The sequence below is a fragment of the Kitasatospora sp. NPDC018619 genome (assembly GCF_044391605.1).
Taxonomy (GTDB): Bacteria; Actinomycetota; Actinomycetes; order Streptomycetales; family Streptomycetaceae; genus Kitasatospora.
Map to the genome: position 1 here is coordinate 176,817 of NZ_JBISAI010000008.1, position 19,492 is coordinate 196,308.

General features: G+C 72.3%; 14 protein-coding genes. 10 read left to right on the top strand and 4 right to left on the bottom strand.

The genetic code is table 11. The annotated features are described in order from the left end of the window. Positions 1-72: 72 nt before the first annotated feature. Both ACH5AR_RS15020 and ACH5AR_RS15025 read left to right on the top strand, forming a co-directional pair. Positions 73-354, top strand: coding sequence for a YggT family protein (locus ACH5AR_RS15020; RefSeq protein ID WP_030060143.1), 282 nt, complete (start codon positions 73-75; stop codon positions 352-354). Between the two features lie 59 nt (positions 355-413). After that, positions 414-1,766: a DivIVA domain-containing protein gene (locus ACH5AR_RS15025; protein WP_396301813.1), complete on the top strand. Its 1,353-nt coding sequence runs from the start codon at positions 414-416 to the stop codon at positions 1,764-1,766. A 193-nt stretch (positions 1,767-1,959) separates the two neighbouring features. Here ACH5AR_RS15025 and ileS read toward each other — a convergent pair whose 3' ends face one another. Then, positions 1,960-5,091 (bottom strand): isoleucine--tRNA ligase, encoded by a 3,132-nt coding sequence (ileS, locus tag ACH5AR_RS15030; protein ID WP_396301814.1) that lies wholly within the window; start codon positions 5,089-5,091, stop codon positions 1,960-1,962. Positions 5,092-5,721: 630 nt separating this feature from the next. On the opposite strand from ileS, the gene ACH5AR_RS15035 reads away from it, so the two are divergent. From ACH5AR_RS15035 to ACH5AR_RS15050, 4 genes are all read left to right on the top strand, one after another. After that, the gene (locus tag ACH5AR_RS15035; RefSeq protein WP_396301815.1) at positions 5,722-6,180 is read left to right on the top strand and encodes a TraR/DksA family transcriptional regulator; all 459 of its coding nucleotides are present in this window, start codon (positions 5,722-5,724) and stop codon (positions 6,178-6,180) included. Positions 6,181-6,345: 165 nt separating this feature from the next. Then, complete coding sequence (gene lspA, locus ACH5AR_RS15040) at positions 6,346-6,987, top strand: signal peptidase II (RefSeq protein ID WP_396301962.1); 642 nt, start codon at positions 6,346-6,348, stop codon at positions 6,985-6,987. Positions 6,988-7,040: 53 nt separating this feature from the next. Beyond that, entirely contained in the window at positions 7,041-7,979 is a 939-nt protein-coding gene (locus ACH5AR_RS15045; protein WP_396301816.1) for an RluA family pseudouridine synthase, read from the top strand. 1 nt (position 7,980) lies between these two features. Continuing rightward, positions 7,981-8,439: a GNAT family N-acetyltransferase gene (locus ACH5AR_RS15050; RefSeq protein ID WP_396301817.1), complete on the top strand. Its 459-nt coding sequence runs from the start codon at positions 7,981-7,983 to the stop codon at positions 8,437-8,439. Positions 8,440-8,511: 72 nt separating this feature from the next. Here ACH5AR_RS15050 and ACH5AR_RS15055 read toward each other — a convergent pair whose 3' ends face one another. After that, entirely contained in the window at positions 8,512-9,531 is a 1,020-nt protein-coding gene (locus ACH5AR_RS15055) for a mechanosensitive ion channel family protein (protein WP_396301818.1), read from the bottom strand. Positions 9,532-9,628: 97 nt separating this feature from the next. Between ACH5AR_RS15055 and ACH5AR_RS15060 the strand changes: the two genes are divergently transcribed. From ACH5AR_RS15060 to ACH5AR_RS15070, 3 genes are all read left to right on the top strand, one after another. Then, entirely contained in the window at positions 9,629-12,418 is a 2,790-nt protein-coding gene (locus tag ACH5AR_RS15060; RefSeq protein WP_396301819.1) for an alpha/beta fold hydrolase, read from the top strand. Between the two features lie 89 nt (positions 12,419-12,507). Further along, entirely contained in the window at positions 12,508-13,290 is a 783-nt protein-coding gene (locus tag ACH5AR_RS15065; protein ID WP_396301963.1) for an ABC transporter permease, read from the top strand. A gap of 164 nt (positions 13,291-13,454) precedes the next feature. After that, positions 13,455-14,033, top strand: a complete 579-nt coding sequence (locus ACH5AR_RS15070; RefSeq protein ID WP_396301820.1) for a dienelactone hydrolase family protein — start codon at positions 13,455-13,457, stop codon at positions 14,031-14,033. A 64-nt stretch (positions 14,034-14,097) separates the two neighbouring features. Here the strand turns inward: ACH5AR_RS15070 and ACH5AR_RS15075 are convergent, their stop codons facing one another. Both ACH5AR_RS15075 and ACH5AR_RS15080 read right to left on the bottom strand, forming a co-directional pair. Beyond that, the gene (locus ACH5AR_RS15075) at positions 14,098-15,066 is read right to left on the bottom strand and encodes an alpha/beta hydrolase (protein ID WP_396301821.1); all 969 of its coding nucleotides are present in this window, start codon (positions 15,064-15,066) and stop codon (positions 14,098-14,100) included. A gap of 38 nt (positions 15,067-15,104) precedes the next feature. Further along, a complete protein-coding gene (locus ACH5AR_RS15080; RefSeq protein WP_396301822.1) occupies positions 15,105-15,677 on the bottom strand; it encodes a TetR family transcriptional regulator in 573 nt (190 codons plus the stop codon). Positions 15,678-15,957: 280 nt separating this feature from the next. Between ACH5AR_RS15080 and dnaE the strand changes: the two genes are divergently transcribed. Beyond that, entirely contained in the window at positions 15,958-19,491 is a 3,534-nt protein-coding gene (dnaE, locus tag ACH5AR_RS15085) for a DNA polymerase III subunit alpha (protein WP_396301823.1), read from the top strand. The last annotated feature ends 1 nt before the right edge of the window (position 19,492 follow it).

The window sequence follows — 19,492 nt, forward strand, 5'->3', positions numbered from 1 at the left end:
GATCAACAGTGGTTGAGCGACAGGTGACGAGCGGCAGGCCCGAGGGTTCGGGACCGGGGAGAGGGAAACGCGATGGACATCGTGTGGGCGGTGCTCTACTACGCCCTGACCGTCTTCCTGGTGTTCCTGCTCGTACGACTGGTCATGGACTGGGTCTTCCAGTTCGCGCGTTCGTGGCGGCCCGGCAAGGCCATGGTCCTGGTCCTGGAGGCCACGTACACTGTCACGGATCCGCCGCTCAAGCTTCTTCGGCGGCTCATTCCGCCGTTGCGTTTCGGGGGCGTGGCGCTCGACCTGTCCTTCTTCGTACTGATGATCATTGTGTATGTCCTGATCTCGCTTGTGCACCCCTAGTCGTAGGTGAGCGATGCGACAGGATGCCGGTGTGCCGACGATCACGTTGAGGTGAAGAGATGCCATTGACCCCCGAGGACGTTCGGAACAAGCAGTTCACGACCGTCCGCCTGCGTGAAGGCTATGACGAGGACGAGGTCGATGCCTTCCTCGACGAGGTCGAGGCGGAGCTGACCCGCCTCCTCCGGGAGAACGAGGACCTGCGCGCCAAGCTGGCCGCCGCGACTCGTGCCGCCGCGCAGAACCAGGCCAACATGCGCAAGGAACCGCAGCAGGACGCCCCCCGCCAGGGCGGCGCTCCGGTGCCGGCCGCCATATCCGGCCCGCCGGTCCCCGGCCAGCAGGGTCCGGGCGGCCCGCAGCAGATGGGCCCCGGTGGTCCGCAGCAGATGGGCCCGGGCGGTCCCCAGCAGCAGATGGGCCCCGGCGGCCCGCAGCAGCAGATGGGCAACCAGCCCCTCGGCCTGCCCGCCGGCTCCTCCCCGCAGCTCCCCTCGGCCGGCGGCCCCCAGCAGCAGCAGATGGGTCAGACCATGGGCGGCCAGCAGCAGCTGGTCCAGCCGATGGGCGGTCAGATGCTCCAGCCCATGGGCGGCCCCGGTGGCCCGCAGCAGATGGGCAACCCGATGGGCCAGGGCATGGGCCAGCAGCAGATGCAGCCGATGGGCGGTCCCATGGGCGGCCCGCAGCAGATGGGCGGCCCGATGGGCGCCCCGATGCAGCAGCAGGGGCCGGGTGGCGACAGCGCCGCCCGCGTGCTGGCGCTCGCTCAGCAGACCGCCGACCAGGCGATCTCCGAGGCCCGTTCCGAGGCCAACAAGATCGTCGGCGAGGCGCGCAGCCGGGCCGAGGGCCTGGAGCGCGACGCCCGTGCGAAGGCCGACGCGCTGGAGCGGGACGCCCAGGAGAAGCACCGGGTCGCGATGGGCTCGCTGGAGTCCGCGCGGGCCACGCTGGAGCGCAAGGTCGAGGACCTGCGGGCGTTCGAGCGTGAGTACCGCACGCGCCTGAAGTCGTACCTGGAGACCCAGCTGCGCCAGCTGGAGTCGCAGGCCGACGACTCGCTCGCTCCGCCGCGGATCCCCGCCACCGCGTCGCTGCCGCCGGCGGCCTCGTCGATGGCTCCGGCCGGTGCCGGCGCGATGAGCGGCGGTGCGCCGTCCTTCGGTGGCAACCAGCCGTCCTTCGGCGGCAACTCGCCGTCCTTCGGCGGGAACAGCGCCTTCGGCGGCAGCTCCTCGGCGCCGAGCTTCGGCGGGCAGTCGACCGGTGGCAACAGCGGTGCTCCGCAGATGCAGCCGGCCGGGATGACCCAGCCGATGGCGGCCGTCCGTCCGCAGCCGCCGCAGCCGATGCAGCAGGCTCCGGCGCCGATGCGGGGCTTCCTGATCGACGAGGACGGCGACAACTGAGGTTGTCGTAGGGCCTTCGAAAGCGCCCCCTCTCCGACCACCGGTCGGGAGGGGGCGCTTTCGTGTGTCCGCGCGGGTGCGCGGGGAGCACGGGCGCCGTGTCCGGGGGCGCGTGGGAGTGGGTGAGGGCGCGCGGGAGGGTACGGCGAAGCCGCCGTCACCCCGGGGGTGACGGCGGCTCCGCGGCGGGGCGTCAGGCCTTGCGCAGCTGGAAGGCGAGGCCGAGGGACTCGTCGGCGAAGGTCTCGGACTCCCAGTCGGCCGCGCCGGCGGCGAACTCGGTGGCGAGGACCTCCTCGGCGACGAGCGGGCCGTGCTCGGCGATGGCCTCGGCGGTCTCCTCCGAGGTGGCGCGCCAGCGCAGCACGATGCGGTCGGCGACGTCCAGGCCGGAGTTCTTCCGGGCCTCCTGGATCTGGCGGATGGCGTCGCGGGCGATGCCGAGGCGCCTGAGCTCCGGGGTGATGGCCAGGTCGAGGGCGACGGTGGCACCGGACTCGTTGGCGACGGCCCAGCCCTCGCGCGGGGTCTCGGTGATGACCACCTCGTCCGGCGAGAGGGTGACCGTCTCGCCGTCCAGCTCGACCGAGGTCCCGCCGGTGGCGCGCAGCTCGGCGGCCAGGCGGGCGGCGTCGGCGGCGGCGACCGCCTTGGCCACGTCCTGGACGCCCTTGCCGAAGCGCTTGCCCAGCGCGCGGAAGTTGGCCTTGGCGCTGGTGTCGACCAGCGAGCCGCCGACCTCGGCCAGCGACTCCAGGGTGGCGACGTTGAGCTCCTCGGCGATCTGCGCGCGCAGGTCGGCGGGCAGCTCCTCCCAGCCCTGGGCGGCGACCAGCGCGCGGGACAGCGGCTGACGGGTCTTCACGCCGGACTCGGCGCGGGTGGCCCGGCCCAGCTCGACCAGGCGGCGGACCAGCGCCATGTGCCGGGAGAGCTCGGTGTCGACCAGCGTCTCGTCGGCCTCCGGCCAGGTGGCCAGGTGCACCGAGGCCGGGGCCTGCAGGGTCACCGGGACGACCAGGTCCTGCCAGACCCGCTCGGTGATGAACGGGGTGAGCGGGGCCATCAGGCGGGTGACGGTCTCCAGCGCCTCGTGCAGGGTGGCGAGCGCCGCGGCGTCGCCCTGCCAGAAGCGGCGGCGGCCGCGGCGGACGTACCAGTTGGACAGGTCGTCGACGAAGCCGGAGAGCAGCTTGCCGGCGCGCTGGGTGTCGTACGCCTCGTAGGCCGCGTCGACCTCGCGGACCAGGGTGTTCAGCTCGGAGAGCACCCAGCGGTCCAGCTGCGGGCGGTCGGCCGGGGCCGGGTCGCCCGCCGAGGGCGCCCAGTTCGAGGTGCGGGCGTACAGGGCCTGGAAGGCGACGGTGTTCCAGTAGGTGAGGAGGGTCTTGCGGACCACCTCCTGGATGGTGCCGTGGCCGACCCGGCGGGCCGACCAGGGCGAGCCGCCGGCCGCCATGAACCAGCGGACGGCGTCGGCGCCGTGCTGGTCCATCAGCGGGATCGGCTGCAGGATGTTGCCCAGGTGCTTGGACATCTTGCGGCCGTCCTCGGCCAGGATGTGGCCCAGGCACACGACGTTCTCGTAGCTGTTCCGGTCGAACACCAGGGTGCCGACGGCCATCAGCGTGTAGAACCAGCCGCGGGTCTGGTCGATCGCCTCGGAGATGAACTGCGCCGGGTAGCGCTTCTCGAACAGCTCCTTGTTCCGGTACGGGTAGCCGTACTGGGCGAAGGGCATCGAGCCCGAGTCGTACCAGGCGTCGATGACCTCGGGCACGCGGGTGGCGGTGCCGCCGCAGTCGCGGCAGGCGAAGGTCACCGCGTCGATGTACGGGCGGTGCGGGTCGAGGCCGCTCTGGTCGGTGCCGGTGAGCTCGGACAGCTCGGCCAGCGAGCCGACGCAGGTGAGGTGGCCCTCCTCGCAGCGCCAGATCGGCAGCGGGGTGCCCCAGTAGCGGTTGCGGCTGAGCGCCCAGTCGATGTTGTTGTTCAGCCAGTCGCCGAAGCGGCCGTGCTTGACCGTCTCCGGGTACCAGTTGGTGGCCTCGTTCTCGCGGATCATCGCGTCCTTGACGGCGGTGGTCCGGATGTACCAGGACGGCTGCGCGTAGTAGAGCAGCGCGGTGTGGCAGCGCCAGCAGTGCGGGTAGCTGTGCTCGTACGGCAGGTGGCGGAAGAGCAGGCCGCGCTCCCTGAGGTCCGCGACCAGGGCCTCGTCGGCCTTCTTGAAGAACTGGCCGCCGACCAGCGGGACCTCGGGGGCGAAGGTGCCGTCGCCGAGCACCGGGTTGACCACCGGCAGGCCGTACCGGCGGCAGGTCGCGAGGTCGTCCGCGCCGAAGGCGGGGGACTGGTGGACGATGCCGGTGCCGTCCTCGGTGGTGACGTAGTCGGCGGTGAGGACGTAGTGGGCGTTCTCGATCTCGACCAGGTCGAAGGGGCGGCGGTAGGCCCAGCGCTCCATCTCGGCGCCGGTGAAGGTCTCGCCGGTGGTCTCCCAGCCCTCGCCGAGCGCCTTGGCGACCAGCGGCTCGGCGACGACGAGCTTCTCGGTGCCGTCCGTGGCCACCACGTAGGTCACCTCGGGGTGGACGGCGGCGGCCGTGTTGGAGACCAGCGTCCACGGGGTGGTGGTCCAGACCAGCAGGGCGGCCTGGCCGGCCAGCGGGCCGCTGGTCAGCGGGAAGCGGACGAAGACCGACGGGTCGACCACGGTCTCGTAGCCCTGGGCCAGCTCGTGGTCGGACAGGCCGGTGCCGCAGCGCGGGCACCAGGGGGCGACGCGGTGGTCCTGGACCAGCAGGCCCTTGTCGAAGATCTGCTGGAGCGACCACCAGACGGACTGCACGTACGACGGGTCCATCGTCCGGTAGGCCTCGTCGAGGTCGACCCAGTAGCCCATACGGGTGGTCAGCTCGGCGAAGGCGTCGGTGTGGCGGGTCACCGACTCGCGGCACCTGGCGTTGAACTCGGCGATGCCGTACGCCTCGATGTCCTGCTTGCCGGAGAAGCCGAGCTCCTTCTCGACGGCCAGCTCGACCGGCAGGCCGTGGCAGTCCCAGCCGGCCTTGCGGGCGACGTGGTAGCCCTTCATGGTCCGGTAGCGCGGAAAGACGTCCTTGAAGACGCGGGCCTCGATGTGGTGCGCGCCGGGCATGCCGTTGGCGGTCGGCGGGCCCTCGTAGAACACCCACTCGGGGCGGCCCTCGGACTGCTCCAGGCTGCGCTGGAAGATCTTGTTGTCCTGCCAGAACGACAGGATCTGGTGCTCCAGGGCAGGCAGATCCACCTGCGCGGGGACGGGGTTGTAGGTGCTGGCCATCGCGGGCGTCTACCTCCGGCGGATGCTGGGACTGGATCCTCCGGAGGGACGAGACGGACCAGGCCGCCCCGCGGTACCACCCTCCTTGGCCGCGGTGGTGCGTTCGCGGCCCTCTTGTTTGGGCTTGCTGCCGGGTCTAGTGGGCCGCTGCGGCATCGCGGCGGCCGTTCTTCCGGCGGCTCCGGGGTGATCTTCCCGCCGTGCACACCCCCGGGCTCGCACCGTCCCCGGGTCGCTGGTGGCTGCGTACGTCGGTACTCGTCCCATCTGCGCCTTGCAGGCCCAGTGTATCGACCCCCGCAAACCGAATTCGCCACGGCGATCCGGACCGTCCGGTTCGGGGTGGTTCAGGGGGAGGTTAGGCGGAGTCGATCTGGGCACAAATCCATGAGCGCACGGGGGGTGACGGTTGGGGCGGCTGCCTGGGTGGGAACGTTATGGGGCGTCGGTATGTCATGTTGTGACCGGTTTTGATCGGGATTATCGTTCCGGCACTGGAGGCCGCCGGGAACCGGCGGCTCGATTCGTTCGTAGATGGGGTCGAAAGCCATGGCTGAGAAGGGAACCGGCGCGGGTACCGCCACCAAGCGGGCACGCAAGGCCGTGGCGGTCGACCCAGGGGAGGGGACCGTGACCACTACCGCACCGAAGAGCGACACCGTCACCGCGCCGCACGGCGCCGAGTCCGTGGACCCGGCCACGCTGCCGGTCCGGCCCGGCGAGGAGCCGTGGACCACCGAGGAGGTCCACGAGCTGCACGACGAGCTGATCAGCGAGCTGGAGCGGCTCCGCGGCGAGATCGACGCCGCCGAGGCGGCCATCTCCGGCCTGATGCGCGACTCCAACGACGGAGCCGGCGACGACCAGGTGGACGCCGGTACGAAGAACATCTCGCGGGAGAGCGAGCTGGCGCTGGCCAACAACGCCCGCGACAGCCTGGCCCAGACCGAGCGCGCCCTGGAGCGGCTGGAGGGCGTCGGCTTCGGCACCTGCGAGTCCTGCGGCCAGGCCATCGGCAAGGCCCGGATGCAGGCCTTCCCGAGGGCGACGCTCTGCGTGCAGTGCAAGGCCAAGCAGGAACGCCGCTGAAGCGGGTGACCGGGGCGACGCGGGGGGTCGGGCTTGCCGTACGCTCGACCCCGTACCGTCGCCCGAGTAACGTCGTCTGACGCGTCCGTGAACGCGGCGGGCGGTACCGGCCCACCATCCTCCCCTCTCCTGCGGACCGGGGGAGCTCCATCGGCAGCGGAGCGGATCATCAGTACGCAAGGTTCCCCCCAGACCCGGGACGACGCCGTCCCGCCCCCCGCCGGTGCCGTGGAGGTGCCCGTGGCCGAACCGACCGGGGCCTCCCCGCACACCGCGGCGGCCGGGAAGCCCAAGGGCCCGCGGCGGATCGGCGTGCTGCTGGTCGTCGCGGTGCTCGCCTTCCTGATCGACCTGGGCAGCAAGCTGCTGGTGGTCGCCCGGCTGGAGAACCACGCGGCGATCAAGGTCGTCGGGGACGTCGTCACCTTCCAGGTGATCCGCAACTCGGGCGCGGCCTTCGGGATGGGGCAGGCGCTGACCGTCGTCTTCACGATGATCGCCTCCGCCGTCATCGTGGTGATCTGGCGGATCGCCCGCCGGCTGTACAGCCTGCCCTGGGCGATCGCGCTCGGGCTGCTGCTCGGCGGGGCGCTCGGCAACCTCACCGACCGGCTGTTCCGCGCGCCCGGCGTCTTCCGCGGGCACGTGGTGGACTTCATCTCCGTGCAGCACTTCGCGGTCTTCAACCTCGCGGACTCGGCGATCGTGTGCGGCGGCATCCTGGTGGTCCTGCTGTCCTTCCGGGGCAGCAACCCGGACGGGACCGTCCACCAGCAGGCCGGGAAGGCCGAGCAGGCCGAGAAGTAGCGGCGGACCGGAGGCGGCCGGGGGCGGGCCGCGGTTCCGGCATACTCGTACGGGTGAGTACCGCAGCGCAGATCCGCAGCCTCCCCGTTCCCGACGGCCTGGAGGGCGAGCGCCTCGACGCCGCCCTGGCCCGGATGTTCGGCTTCTCCCGGACCAAGGCCGCCGAGCTGGCCGCCGACGGCAAGGTGACGCTCGACGGCGCCGTGGCCGGCAAGTCGGACCGGGTGACCGCCGGTTCCTGGCTGGAGGTCGAGATCCCGGCCCCGGCCGCCCCGGTGCGGATCGTGGCCGAGGCCGTCGAGGGCATGCGCATCGTGCACGACGACGAGGACATCGTGCTGGTCGACAAGCCGGTCGGCGTCGCCGCGCACCCCAGCCCGGGCTGGACCGGCCCCACCGTGATCGGCGGACTGGCCGCGGCCGGGTACCGGATCTCCACCTCGGGCGCCGCCGAGCGCCAGGGCATCGTGCACCGGCTGGACGTCGGCACCTCCGGACTGATGGTCGTCGCCAAGTCCGAGCGGGCGTACACCGACCTCAAGCGGCAGTTCCACGACCGGATCACCGAGAAGCGCTACCACACGCTGGTGCAGGGCCACCCGGACCCGATGAGCGGGACGGTGGACGCCCCGATCGGCCGGCACCCCAGCTCGGACTGGAAGTGGGCCGTCACCCGCGACGGCAAGGCGTCCGTCACCCACTACGACCTGATCGAGGCGTACCGGGCCGCGTCGCTGCTGGCGATCAAGCTGGAGACCGGGCGCACCCACCAGATCCGCGTCCACATGTCCGCGCTGCGCCACCCCTGCGTCGGCGACCTGACGTACGGCGCCGACCCGACGCTGGCCAAGCGGCTGGGGCTGACCCGGCAGTGGCTGCACGCGGTGTCGCTCGGCTTCGAGCACCCGGCGGACGGGCAGTGGGTCGAGTTCTCCAGCGAGTACCCGGCGGACCTGAGCAAGGCGCTGGACATCATCGCGGCGGAGAGCTGAGGTGGCGGCCGCGATCCGGACGGCGGAGTCGGACGCCGACCTGGAGCTCGTGCGCGGCGTGCGGCGCGAGGTGTTCGTCGTCGAGCAGAACGTGCCGGAGGAGCTGGAGTACGACGAGTTCGACGCGACCTCGGTGCACCTGCTGGCCGTCGGGGCCGACGGGGCCGCGCTGGGCACCGGGCGGCTGATCTTCGGCGAGCAGGCGCTCAAGCTGACCGGCGTCGAGGGGCGCGTGCTGCTCGGGCGGCTCGCCGTCGTGGCGGCGGCCCGCGGGACGGGGCTGGGCGCGGGGCTCGTCCGGGCGATCGAGGCCGCGGGCGCCGAGCGCGGGGCCGTCGAGGTCGAGCTGCACGCGCAGGTGCAGGCGCTCGGGTTCTACGAGCGGCTGGGGTACGCGGCCCAGGGGCCGGTGTACGACGACGCCGGGATACCGCACCGGACGATGACGCGCACGCTCTGAAGGCGCCGCGGCCCTCGCCGTCGGAGCTCCCCGTGCCCCGGTCACAGGGGTGCGGGGAGCTCCGTGCTCCGCTCAGGAGTCGGTGGTGCGCAGGCGCGGGAGGGCGTGGGGGTGCTCGTCGCGCAGGTGGGCGATGAGCTGTTCGCGGACGTCGAAGCGCAGCCGGGCGGCGTCGTCGGGGTTGCGGGCGGTCATGGTGGCGCGGACGACGATGGTGCTGGGCGTGGTGTCGGTGACCTGGAGGGCCCACTCGCCGCCGTCCCAGAGCGGGTGCCCGTCGAGCAGGGTGCGCAGTGCGGCGCGCAGGTCGTCCACCCGGGTGCTGTGGTCGAGGTGCAGCAGGACGGCGGCCAGCAGGCCCGGGTCGCGGCGGGTCCAGTTCTCGAAGGGCCTGCTGACGAAGTACGAGACCGGGACGACCAGCCGGCGGTAGTCCCAGAGCCGGACCACCAGGTAGCTGAGGGTGATCTCCTCGACGGTGCCCTGCTGGCCGTCCACCACCACGGTGTCGCCGATCCGCACGGTGTCGCCGAAGGCGATCTGGAGGCCGGCGAAGAAGTTGCCCAGGGTGCTCTGGGCGGCGATGCCGGCCACGATGCCGATGATGCCCGCCGAGGCGAGCAGGCTGGCGCCGACGGTGCGCATGGCGGAGAAGGTCAGCAGCATCAGGGCCGCCGTGACCACGACGACCAGCGCGCCGGCCACCCGGCGCAGCATGCTGATCTGGGTGCGCACCCGCTGGACCCGGGCCGGGTCGTCGACGCGGGTCTCGTAGCGGCCGAGCAGGGCCTCCAGGGCGGCGGCCACCACGCGGACGGTGAGCCAGCCGAGCGAGGCGATCAGGAACAGCAGGAGCAGGTGGTGGACGCCGTCGTCGTTGCTCGGGCGGAAGATCCGCTGGAGCGGCTCGGCGGCCAGCAGCAGGGCCGACACGACGGCGAGCTGGAGCGGGATCCGGCAGCGGCGCAGCAGCGGCCAGACCGGTGCCGAGGGCCGGCGCTCGGCGATCCGCTGGAGGGCCTGGTCGACGGTCCAGCCGATCGCCAGGGTGGCGGCGACGGTGGCGAGCAGTGAGAGCAGCGGCCGGAGCATGGGCCGTACGATACTCGGGCAGAGCGGGGCAAATCGGTCGCATCGGGCCGGTGGCTTTATCGGACTCCTACCCGGACGGCGGATACGATCAGCGGCCATGGAGCTCGGTGGGGCACGGCGCCGCTGGCGCGCCCGGGGAACAGCGGTCAGACGCAGGCTGCTGGCCGGGGCGGTGGCCCTCGTCGCGGTGGCCGCGGCCGGCACGGCGACGGTGGCGTCCGGCGGTGAGCAGGCGGTCCGTCAGGAGGACCGCTTCCTCAGCATGCCGGAGACGCCCGGCAGCGCCCAGCAGATCGAGCTGGACACCTCCTTCTTCACGGCCGGCGGCGGCGGTCCGCGCCCGGCGGTGCTGCTGGCGCACGGCTTCGGCGGCTCCAAGGAGGGCGAGCGCGAGCGCGCCGAGCAGCTCGCCCGGCAGGGGTACGCGGTGCTGACCTGGTCGGCGCGCGGCTTCGGGCAGTCGGGCGGCCGGATCGGGCTGAACGCGCCCGACCGCGAGGTCGAGGACGTCAGGCACCTGGTGGACTGGCTGGCCCAGCGCCCCGAGGTGCAGCTGGACGGGCCGGGCGACCCGAAGGTCGGCATCACCGGTGCGTCGTACGGCGGGGCGGTCTCGCTGCTGGCCTCCGCGTACGACCACCGGATCGACGCGGTGGCCACCCGGATCACCTGGTGGAACCTGGCCGACGCGCTGTTCCCGCAGGGCGTGCAGGGCTCGGGCGCGGCGGACGGCGTCTTCAAGAAGCTGTGGGCGGGGATCTTCTTCACCACCGGCTCGGCCGGGGACCTCGGGCCCTCCGGCGGGGCGCCGCGGGAGGGCGGCGGGCCGAGGCCGGCCACGGACGGGCCGGTCGGCTGCGGGCGGTTCCTGGACTCGCTCTGCGCGATGTACGACCGGGTCGCCACCGCAGGGCACGCCGACCCGGAGGCCGTCGCGCTGCTGGAGCGCTCCAGCCCGTCCTCGGTGGCGGCGCAGCTCAAGGCACCCACGCTGGTGGTGCAGGGCCAGCAGGACTCGCTGTTCCCGCTGGACCAGGGCGACCGGATCGCCGCGGCGGTGGCCGGCAACGGCGCGCCGGTCGCGGTGGACTGGTTCGCCGGCGGCCACGACGGCGGGACGGACACCAGCGCCCGGGTCGACGACCGGGTGACGGCCTGGTTCGACCGCTTCCTGAAGGACGGCGCGAAGGAGCCGGGCAAGGACACCGGCCCCGCGTTCCGCGTCACCCGCACCGGCGGGGTGGACTCGACCGGCTTCCAGGCCGTGCTGCGCGGGGCCTCCGCCGACCGGTACCCGGGGCTGGGCGGGACCGGCTCGCGGAGCATCGGGCTGGCGGGCGGCGAGCAGACCCTCGCCAACCCGCCCGGCGGCGCGCCGCCCGGGATCTCGACCCTGCCGGGCATCGGCGCGCTCGGCCAGGCCGCCTCGCTGGGCGCCGGGCTCTCGCTGGACTTCCCCGGGCAGAACGCCGCCTTCGACTCGGCACCGCTGGACTCGCCGCTGCACCTGACCGGGCAGCCGACGGTGCCGCTGCGGGTGACGGCCGACCGGCCGGACGCGGTGCTGTTCGCCAAGCTGTACGACGTCGGCCCGGACGGCAAGGCGGTGCTGCCCCAGCAGCTGGCCGCCCCGCTGCGGGTCACCGGCGCGGACGCCGGACGGACCGTCACGGTGGCGCTGCCGACGGTGGACCACACCTTCCCGGCCGGGCACCGGGTGCGGCTGGTGCTGGCGAGCACCGACCTCGCGTACGCCTCGCCGGTCGAGCCGGCCACCTACCGGGTGGCGCCGGCCGGGGCGCTCACCGTGCCGACCGTCGAGGAGCTGGTCACCGAGGCGGCGCCGCTGCCCACCCGCACCTGGCTGCTGCCGGTGGTCGCCGTCCTGGTGGCCGCGGCCCTGGTGCTGGCGCCGCGGCTGCGCCGCCGCCGGGCCGCCGCCGGGCCAGCCTTCGACCCCGGGCTGGCCGCCGTGCCGCTGCGGATCAGCGGGCTGAGCAAGCGCTACCGGGGCTCCCAGGACCGCTACGCCGTACGGGATCTCGGCTTCCGGGTGGAGCGGGGGCAGGTGCTCGGGCTGCTCGGGCCCAACGGCGCGGGCAAGACCACCACCCTGCGGATGCTGATGGGCCTGATCCGGCCGGACGCCGGGGAGGTGCGGATCTTCGGGCACCTGGTGCGGCCCGGCGCGCCGGTGCTCTCGCGGGTCGGGGCGTTCGTGGAGGGCGCGGGCTTCCTGCCGCACCTCACCGGGCGGGCCAACCTGCGGCTGTACTGGCAGGCGACCGGACGGCCGGAGGCCGACGCGCGCTTCGACGAGGCGCTGGCCATCGCCGGGCTCGGCGAGGCGCTCGACCGCGCGGTGCGGACGTACTCGCAGGGCATGCGGCAGCGGCTGGCGATCGCCCAGGCGATGCTCGGGATGCCGGACCTGCTGATCCTGGACGAGCCGACCAACGGGCTGGACCCGCCGCAGATCCGGGAGATGCGCGAGGTGATGATCCGGTACGCGGCCGGCGGGCGGACCGTGATCGTCTCCAGCCACCTGCTGTCCGAGGTCGAGCAGAGCTGCACGGACCTCGTGGTGATGGACCGCGGGCAGCTGGTCACGGCCGGCCCGGTCGCCGACATCGTCGGCTCCGGCGAGCTGCTGGTGATCGGCGTCGCCGGCCCGTACGACCCGGTGCCGGTGGTCGAGAAGGTCGGCGCGCTGGCCGGGGTCGCCTCGGCGGAGGCCGTCGAGGGCGGGTTGCTGGTGCGCCTGGACGGGCTGACGGCCGCCGCGCTGCTGGCCGAGCTGGTGCGGCTGGAGGTGCCGGTGGAGAGCGCCGGGCCCCAGCGGCGGTTGGAGGACGCGTTCCTGTCGTTGATCGGAGGTGGAGCGTGAGTGCCGTGACCACGACGGAGCGCGCCGAGTCGGTGGACCACGCCCCGGGGTACCGGCCGGGCCGGACGCTGCCGCTGCGGGTGGAGGCGATGCGCCAGCTGCGCCGGCGCCGCACGCTGGTGATCGGCGCGGTGCTGGCCGCCATGCCGTTCGTCATCCTGGCCGCCTTCCAGATCGGCGGCACCCCGGGGCGCCCGGACCGGACCTCCTTCATCGAGCTGGCCACCGCCTCGGGGGCCAACTTCGCGGTCACCATGCTGTTCGTCGGCACCGGCTTCATGCTGGTCATCCCGGTCGCGCTGTTCTGCGGGGACACCGTCGCCTCCGAGGCCAGCTGGTCCTCGCTGCGCTACCTGCTGGCCGCGCCGGTGCCCCGGGCCCGGCTGCTCGCCCGCAAGTTCGTGGTCGGGCTGGCGTTCTCGGCGGTGGCGGTGGTGATGCTGCCCGCGATCGGGCTGGTCGTCGGCACGGCGGCGTACGGCTGGGGGGACCTCAGGCTCCCGGCCGGGGTCAGCCTGCCGGCCGGGCAGGCGCTGCCCAGGATCGCCATCGCGGTGGCCTTCGTCTTCCTCGCCGAGGTGGTGATCGCGGCGCTGGCCTTCTGGCTCTCCACGGCGACCGACGCGCCGCTGGGCGCGGTCGGCGGTGCGGTGTTCGCCTCGATCGTCACCGGGGTGCTGGACGCCGTCACCGCGCTGGGCGACCTGCGGGAGTGGCTGCCGGCGCACTGGCAGTACGCCTGGGCGGACGCCCTGCAGCCGCAGCTGGAGTGGGGCGGGATGGTGCAGGGCGTCTCGCTGTCGCTCTCGTACGCGGCGGTGCTGCTGGCGCTGGCCTTCCGGGGGTTCGCGCGCAAGGACGTGGTGTCCTAGCTAGCTAGGGCGTGTCTGACAGTTCTCGCCGGGTGCGCGGCGAATCGTCAGACACGCCCTACTAAGGGCTCGTGTGCCGGGCCCGGCACAGCGGACCGGCGGGCCCGGCGGAGGATGCGGGATCATGGGTGGGTAGCTGACCTCCCTGGTGAAGGACCCGAACCGTGGCCCAGATCGTCCTCTTCCACTCCGCCTACGGGCTGCGGCCCGCCGTGCACGCCGCCGCCGAGCGGCTGCGCGCCGCCGGGCACACCGTGCACACCCCGGACCTGTTCGACGGGCGGACCTTCGAGTCCGTCGAGGAGGCGCAGGAGTTCCAGGAGGAGCTCGGCGGCCGCGACGAGCTGCTGCGGCGCGGCGTGGCGGCGGCCGCTCCGCTGTCCGAGGGCGGGCTGGTGTACGCCGGCTTCTCGCTCGGCGGGGCGGTGGCGCAGAACCTGGCGCTGGCCGACGAGAAGGCGCGCGGACTGCTGCTCCTGCACGGCACCTCGGACCTGCGCGAGGACGCGGCCACCGAGATCCCGGTACAGCTGCACATCGCGGAGCCGGACCCGTTCGAGCCGGAGGACTGGCTGAACGCCTGGTACCTGCGGATGCGGCGGGCCGGCGCGGAGGTGGAGGTGCACCGCTACCGGGGCGCCGGGCACCTGTTCACCGACCCGGAGCTGCCGGACTACGACGAGGAGGCGGCCGAGCGGGCCTGGGCGGCCGCGCTGGACTTCCTCGCGGAGCTGGACGCCTGACGGACCGCGGGGCCGGGCGGGAGGCCGGGCGGACCGGCCTCCCGGGTGCCCCGGCACCGGCCCGTCAGGCGGTGTTCCGGGTGACGAAGTCCGCGACGGCGTCCTCCATCTGCCGCAGGCCGGGGTCTTCGAGGGGGTAGTGGCCGGCGTTCTCGAGCATGACGGTGTCGACGGGGACCTTGGTGATGCGGGACAGCACGGGCACGCTGAGGTGGTGCGGGGTCCAGCGGTCCTCGGCGGGCTGGGTGAGCAGGACGGGGCAGGCGTCGAAGTCCGGCGGCTCGACGGCGGGGGTGTAGGTGGCGTAGCTGTCGAGGAAGCGGACGCTGACCCAGTTGGCGGCGGAGGTGCGGTCCTTCATGAGCACCTTCATGGCGTCCGGGTCGTTGGCGAGCGCGGACATCTTGGAGGCGAGGCTCATCGGGTACCTGGCCGAGGCGGCGGGCGTCTTGGCGAGCAGGCCCATGAGGGGGACGCCGGCACGGGCGGTGAGCTTGTCGTGGGAGGTCTCGTCGCGGACCCGGTGGTCGCGCTGGTCGAGGAAGGTCATCCCGACGATGCCGCGCAGGGTGCCGCGGGGGGCCTTGGCGGCGACGTGGTAGGTGAGCATGCCGCCGGCGCTCAGCCCGTACAGCACGATGGGGCGGTCGTCGCGGGACTGCTCGTACGCGAGGAAGTCCACGACGAGGTCGACCCAGTCGTCGTAGGAGGGGGTGGTGCCGGGCTTGACCCTGGTGAGGCCGTAGCCGAGGTTGTCCAGGGCGACGGTCTCGAAGCCGCGCCTGGCGAGCGGGGCGCCGAGGATGAGGGACATCTGGCGGCCGTTGGTGCCGACCCCGTGGTGGAGGACGACCTTGGCCTTCGCCGCCGGGTTGCGGTAGCGGTCGAGGTGGACGCGGTGGCCGCGCCAGTCCCAGAACTCCTCTTCGGGCGCGGTGGCGTCGGTCAGCCGCAGGCGCTCGGGCAGGAACTGCTGGAGGTCGCGCCAGGCCTGCTGGTCGCGGTAGCCGGCCGGGAGGGTGGTGGTGTGCATGGTCGGTGGCCTTTCGGGTGCGGCCCGCCGGGGGTGGGTCAGGCCGGAGGGGGTGCCTGTCGGGGGAGCGCCCCGTGGGTGATCATCCGGACGCCCGTGGCGAGTGCGCGGCGGGCGCTCTCGGCGTCGCGCAGGTCGTCCTCCAGCCCTCGGGTGAAGGTGAGCAGCACGGTCGAGGCCTGGCGGGCGGCGTCGGGGGCGAGGCCCGGGAGGGCCGTGACGAGCAGCCCGGCCAGGGCGTCGAGGTAGTCGGTGATCAGGTCGGGTGCCTGGGCGGTGGCGACGGTCAGCAGTTCCTGCGCGTGCGCGGGGCTGTCCTGCCACAGCCGGACGGCGAGCTCCAGCTTGGCGCTGAGGACGGCGAGGACCTTCTCCTCGGGCGTGGGCGCGGCGGCCGTGGCCGTGCGCGCCGTGGCGAGGGCGTGGTCCAACAGGGTGCGGACGCCCTGGACGAGGGCGTCGTCCTTGGAACCGACGTACTTGTAGACGGTCGGGCGCGACAGCTGCGCCTCTTCGACGATGTCGGAGATCGTGGTGCGGCGGTAACCGTTGCGGCAGAAGCAGCGGTAGGCGGCGGCGAGCACGAGCTCATGGGTCGGAACCTTGGGCATGGCTACAAAGTTAACACTTGACTCGAAAAGTGTAAACCGGTGCGGGATGGAGAGGCGGCCCGCCCGCCCGGAGCGACGGCCGCGCGCGGGGGCCCGCGGGGCGGTGCGCGGGACGCACGGGCGCGGCGTTCGGGGGCGGCTAGAGTGGACACGTGAACGTGTGAGTGATGGTCCGGACCCCGCGAGGTGTTCCGGGCCACACCCATTTCCGGGGGCGCCCCCGTGACCCACGCGTTCGCCGGCCCGCCAGATCAGCACCAGAGTCTCCGGAGGCCCCGCCTTGAGCGACCAGCCGTTCGCGCATCTGCACGTCCACACCGAGTACTCGATGCTGGACGGTGCCGCCCGGCTGAAGCAGCTGTTCAAAGAGGTCGAGCGCCTCGGGCAGACCCACGTGGCGATGACCGACCACGGCAACATGTACGGCGCCGCCGAGTTCCACAAGCAGGCCACCGCCGCCGGCATCACCCCCGTCATCGGCATCGAGGCGTACGTCGCCCCCGAGTCCCGCTCCAACACCAAGCGCATCCTGTGGGGCCAGCCGCACCAGAAGCGCGACGACGTCTCCGCCTCCGGCGCGTACACCCACAAGACCATCTGGGCCCGGAACAAGGAGGGCCTGCACAACCTCTTCAAGCTGACCTCGCGCTCCTACTCCGAGGGCTGGCTCGTGAAGTGGCCCCGGATGGACAAGGAGCTGATCTCCGAGCTCTCCGGCGGCCTGATGGCCACCACCGGCTGCCCCTCCGGCGAGGTGCAGACCCGGCTGCGCCTCGGCCAGTTCGACGAGGCGCTGAAGTCCGCCGCCGACTACCAGGAGATCTTCGGCCGGGAGAACTACTTCCTGGAGCTGATGGACCACGGCCTGGAGATCGAGAAGCGGGTCCGCGACGGACTGCTGGAGATCGGCCGCAAGCTCGGCATCCCCCCGGTCGTCACCAACGACTCGCACTACACCACCGAGGCCGACGCCGGCGCGCACGACCTGCTGCTCTGCGTCCAGACCGGCAAGAACCTCTCCGACCCGGACCGCTTCCGCTTCGACGGCACCGGCTACTACGTGAAGTCCGCCGCCGAGATGTACGCCCTGGACTCCTCGGACGCCTGGCAGGAGGGGTGCCGCAACAGCCAGCTCCTCGTCGCCTCCCGGGTCGACACCGAGGGCATGTTCACGTTCAAGAACCTGATGCCCCGCTTCCCCATCCCGGAGGGCTTCGAGTCCGAGGCGGAGTTCTTCCGGGCCAAGGTCTGGGAGGGCATGGACTGGCGCTTCCCGAACGGGTACGACGAGGAGCACCGCAAGCTCGCCGAGTACGAGATGGACACCATCGTCCAGATGGGGTTCCCGGCGTACTTCCTCGTGGTCGCCGACTTCATCATGTGGGCCAAGGGCCAGGGCATCGCGGTGGGCCCCGGCCGCGGTTCGGCGGCCGGCTCGCTGGTCGCGTACGCGATGGGCATCACCGACCTCGACCCCATCCCGCACGGCCTGATCTTCGAGCGCTTCCTCAACCCCGAGCGCATCTCCATGCCCGACGTCGACATCGACTTCGACGAGCGCCGGCGCGGCGACGTGATCCGCTACGTGACCGAGAAGTGGGGATCCGACAAGGTCGCCATGATCGTCACGTACGGCACCATCAAGGCGAAGGCCGCCATCAAGGACTCCTCGCGGGTCCTCGGCTACCCGTACGCGATGGGCGACCGGATCACCAAGGCGATGCCGCCGGACGTCATGGGCAAGGGCATCCCGCTCTCCGGGATCACGGACCCGACGCACCCCCGCTACAGCGAGGCCGGGGAGATCCGCGGCCTGTACGAGAGCGACCCGGACGTCCGGAAGGTCATCGACACCGCGCGCGGCATCGAGGGCCTGATCCGCCAGCCCGGCGTGCACGCGGCCGGCGTCATCATGTCCGCCGAGCCGCTGACCGACCACATCCCGGTCTGGACCCGGCACACCGACGGCGTCACCATCACGCAGTTCGACTACCCCACTTGCGAGGGCCTCGGCCTGCTCAAGATGGACTTCCTCGGCCTGCGCAACCTGACGATCATGGACGACGCCGTCAAGGCGATCGAGAAGAACAAGGGCATCAGGATCAACCTGCTCGATCTGCCCCTGGACGACAAGCCGACCTACGAACTCCTCGCCCGCGGCGACACGCTCGGCGTCTTCCAGCTCGACGGCGGGCCGATGCGCTCGCTGCTGCGGCTGATGAAGCCCGACAACTTCGAGGACATCTCCGCCGTCCTGGCGCTGTACCGGCCCGGCCCGATGGGCGTCAACTCCCACATCAACTACGCGCTGCGCAAGAACGGCCAGCAGGAGATCACCCCGATCCACCCGGAGCTGGAGAAGCCCCTGGAGGAGGTGCTCCGGCCGACGTACGGACTGATCGTCTACCAGGAGCAGGTGCAGAAGGCCGCGCAGATCCTGGCCGGCTACTCGCTCGGCCAGGCGGACCTGCTGCGCCGTGCGATGGGCAAGAAGAAGAAGGAGATCCTGGAGGCGGAGTTCGTCCCCTTCCAGAAGGGCTGCCGCGAGCGCGGGTACTCGGACGAGGCCATCCAGGCGGTGTGGGACGTCCTGGTCCCCTTCTCCGGCTACGCGTTCAACAAGGCGCACACCGCCGGGTACGGGCTGGTCTCGTACTGGACGGCGTACCTGAAGGCCAACTACCCGGCGGAGTACATGTCGGGGCTGCTCACCTCCGTCAAGGACGACAAGGACAAGTCCGCGGTCTACCTCAACGAGTGCCGCAAGATGGGCATCCAGGTGCTGCCGCCGGACGTCAACGAGTCGGACTCGGACTTCACCCCGCACGGGGACACCCTGGTCCGCTTCGGCCTCACCGCGATCCGCAACGTCGGCGGGCCGGTGGTCGACTCGATGATCCGGACCCGGAAGGCGAAGGGGAAGTTCACGTCCTTCCCCGACTTCCTGGACAAGGTGGAGTCGGTGGTCTGCAACAAGCGGACCGTCGAATCGCTGATCAAGGCCGGCGCCTTCGACTCGCTCGGCCACACCCGCAAGGGCCTGAGCGCGCAGTTCGAGCCGATGATCGACAACGTCGTCGGGGTGAAGCGCAAGGAGGCCGAGGGGCAGTTCGACCTCTTCGGCGGCGACGCCACCGCGGACGAGCCGAGCTTCGGGCTGGACGTCGTCTTCTCCGAGGAGGAGTGGGAGAAGTCCTTCCTGCTCACCCAGGAGCGGGAGATGCTCGGCCTGTACGTCTCCTCCCACCCGCTGCACGGCATCGAGCACGTGCTCGCGGACAAGGCGGACTGCGCGGTGGCCGACCTCGCGGATCGGCCGGACGGGACGATCGTCACCATCGGCGGCATCATCTCGGGCCTCCAGCGGAAGATGACCAAGCAGGGCAACGCCTGGGCGATCGCCACCGTCGAGGACCTGGCCGGGTCGATCGACTGCATGTTCTTCCCGGCCAGCTACCAGCTGGTGTCCTCGCAGCTGGTCGAGGACGCCGTCGTCTTCGTGCGCGGGAAGCTGGACAAGCGCGAGGACGTGCCGCGGCTGATGGGCATGGAGCTGTCCGTGCCCGACCTGTCGAACGCGCACGCCGAGGCCCCGATCACCATCAGCATCCCCAGCGGGAAGGTCACCCCGCCGCTGGTGGCCCGGCTCGGCGAGGTGCTCGGGAACCACCGCGGCAGCACCGAGGTGCGGGTGCGGCTGGAGAGCCGCAACAAGACCACGGTGCTGCGGCTGGACCGCCACCGGGTGAAGTCCGACCCGGCGCTCTTCGGGGACCTGAAGCAGCTGCTCGGGCCGAGCTGCCTGGCGGGGTGAG

Bases quoted from the DNA above. Each gene is read 5' to 3' on its own strand.
- ACH5AR_RS15080 (WP_396301822.1), bottom strand. From the start codon at position 15,677: ATGCCCAAGGTTCCGACCCATGAGCTCGTGCTCGCCGCCGCCTACCGC.
- ACH5AR_RS15055 (WP_396301818.1), bottom strand. From the start codon at position 9,531: ATGCTCCGGCCGCTGCTCTCACTGCTCGCCACCGTCGCCGCCACCCTG.
- ACH5AR_RS15075 (WP_396301821.1), bottom strand. From the start codon at position 15,066: ATGCACACCACCACCCTCCCGGCCGGCTACCGCGACCAGCAGGCCTGG.
- ACH5AR_RS15060 (WP_396301819.1), top strand. From the start codon at position 9,629: ATGGAGCTCGGTGGGGCACGGCGCCGCTGGCGCGCCCGGGGAACAGCG.
- ileS (WP_396301814.1), bottom strand. From the start codon at position 5,091: ATGGCCAGCACCTACAACCCCGTCCCCGCGCAGGTGGATCTGCCTGCC.
- ACH5AR_RS15020 (WP_030060143.1), top strand. From the start codon at position 73: ATGGACATCGTGTGGGCGGTGCTCTACTACGCCCTGACCGTCTTCCTG.
- ACH5AR_RS15025 (WP_396301813.1), top strand. From the start codon at position 414: ATGCCATTGACCCCCGAGGACGTTCGGAACAAGCAGTTCACGACCGTC.
- ACH5AR_RS15065 (WP_396301963.1), top strand. From the start codon at position 12,508: ATGCGCCAGCTGCGCCGGCGCCGCACGCTGGTGATCGGCGCGGTGCTG.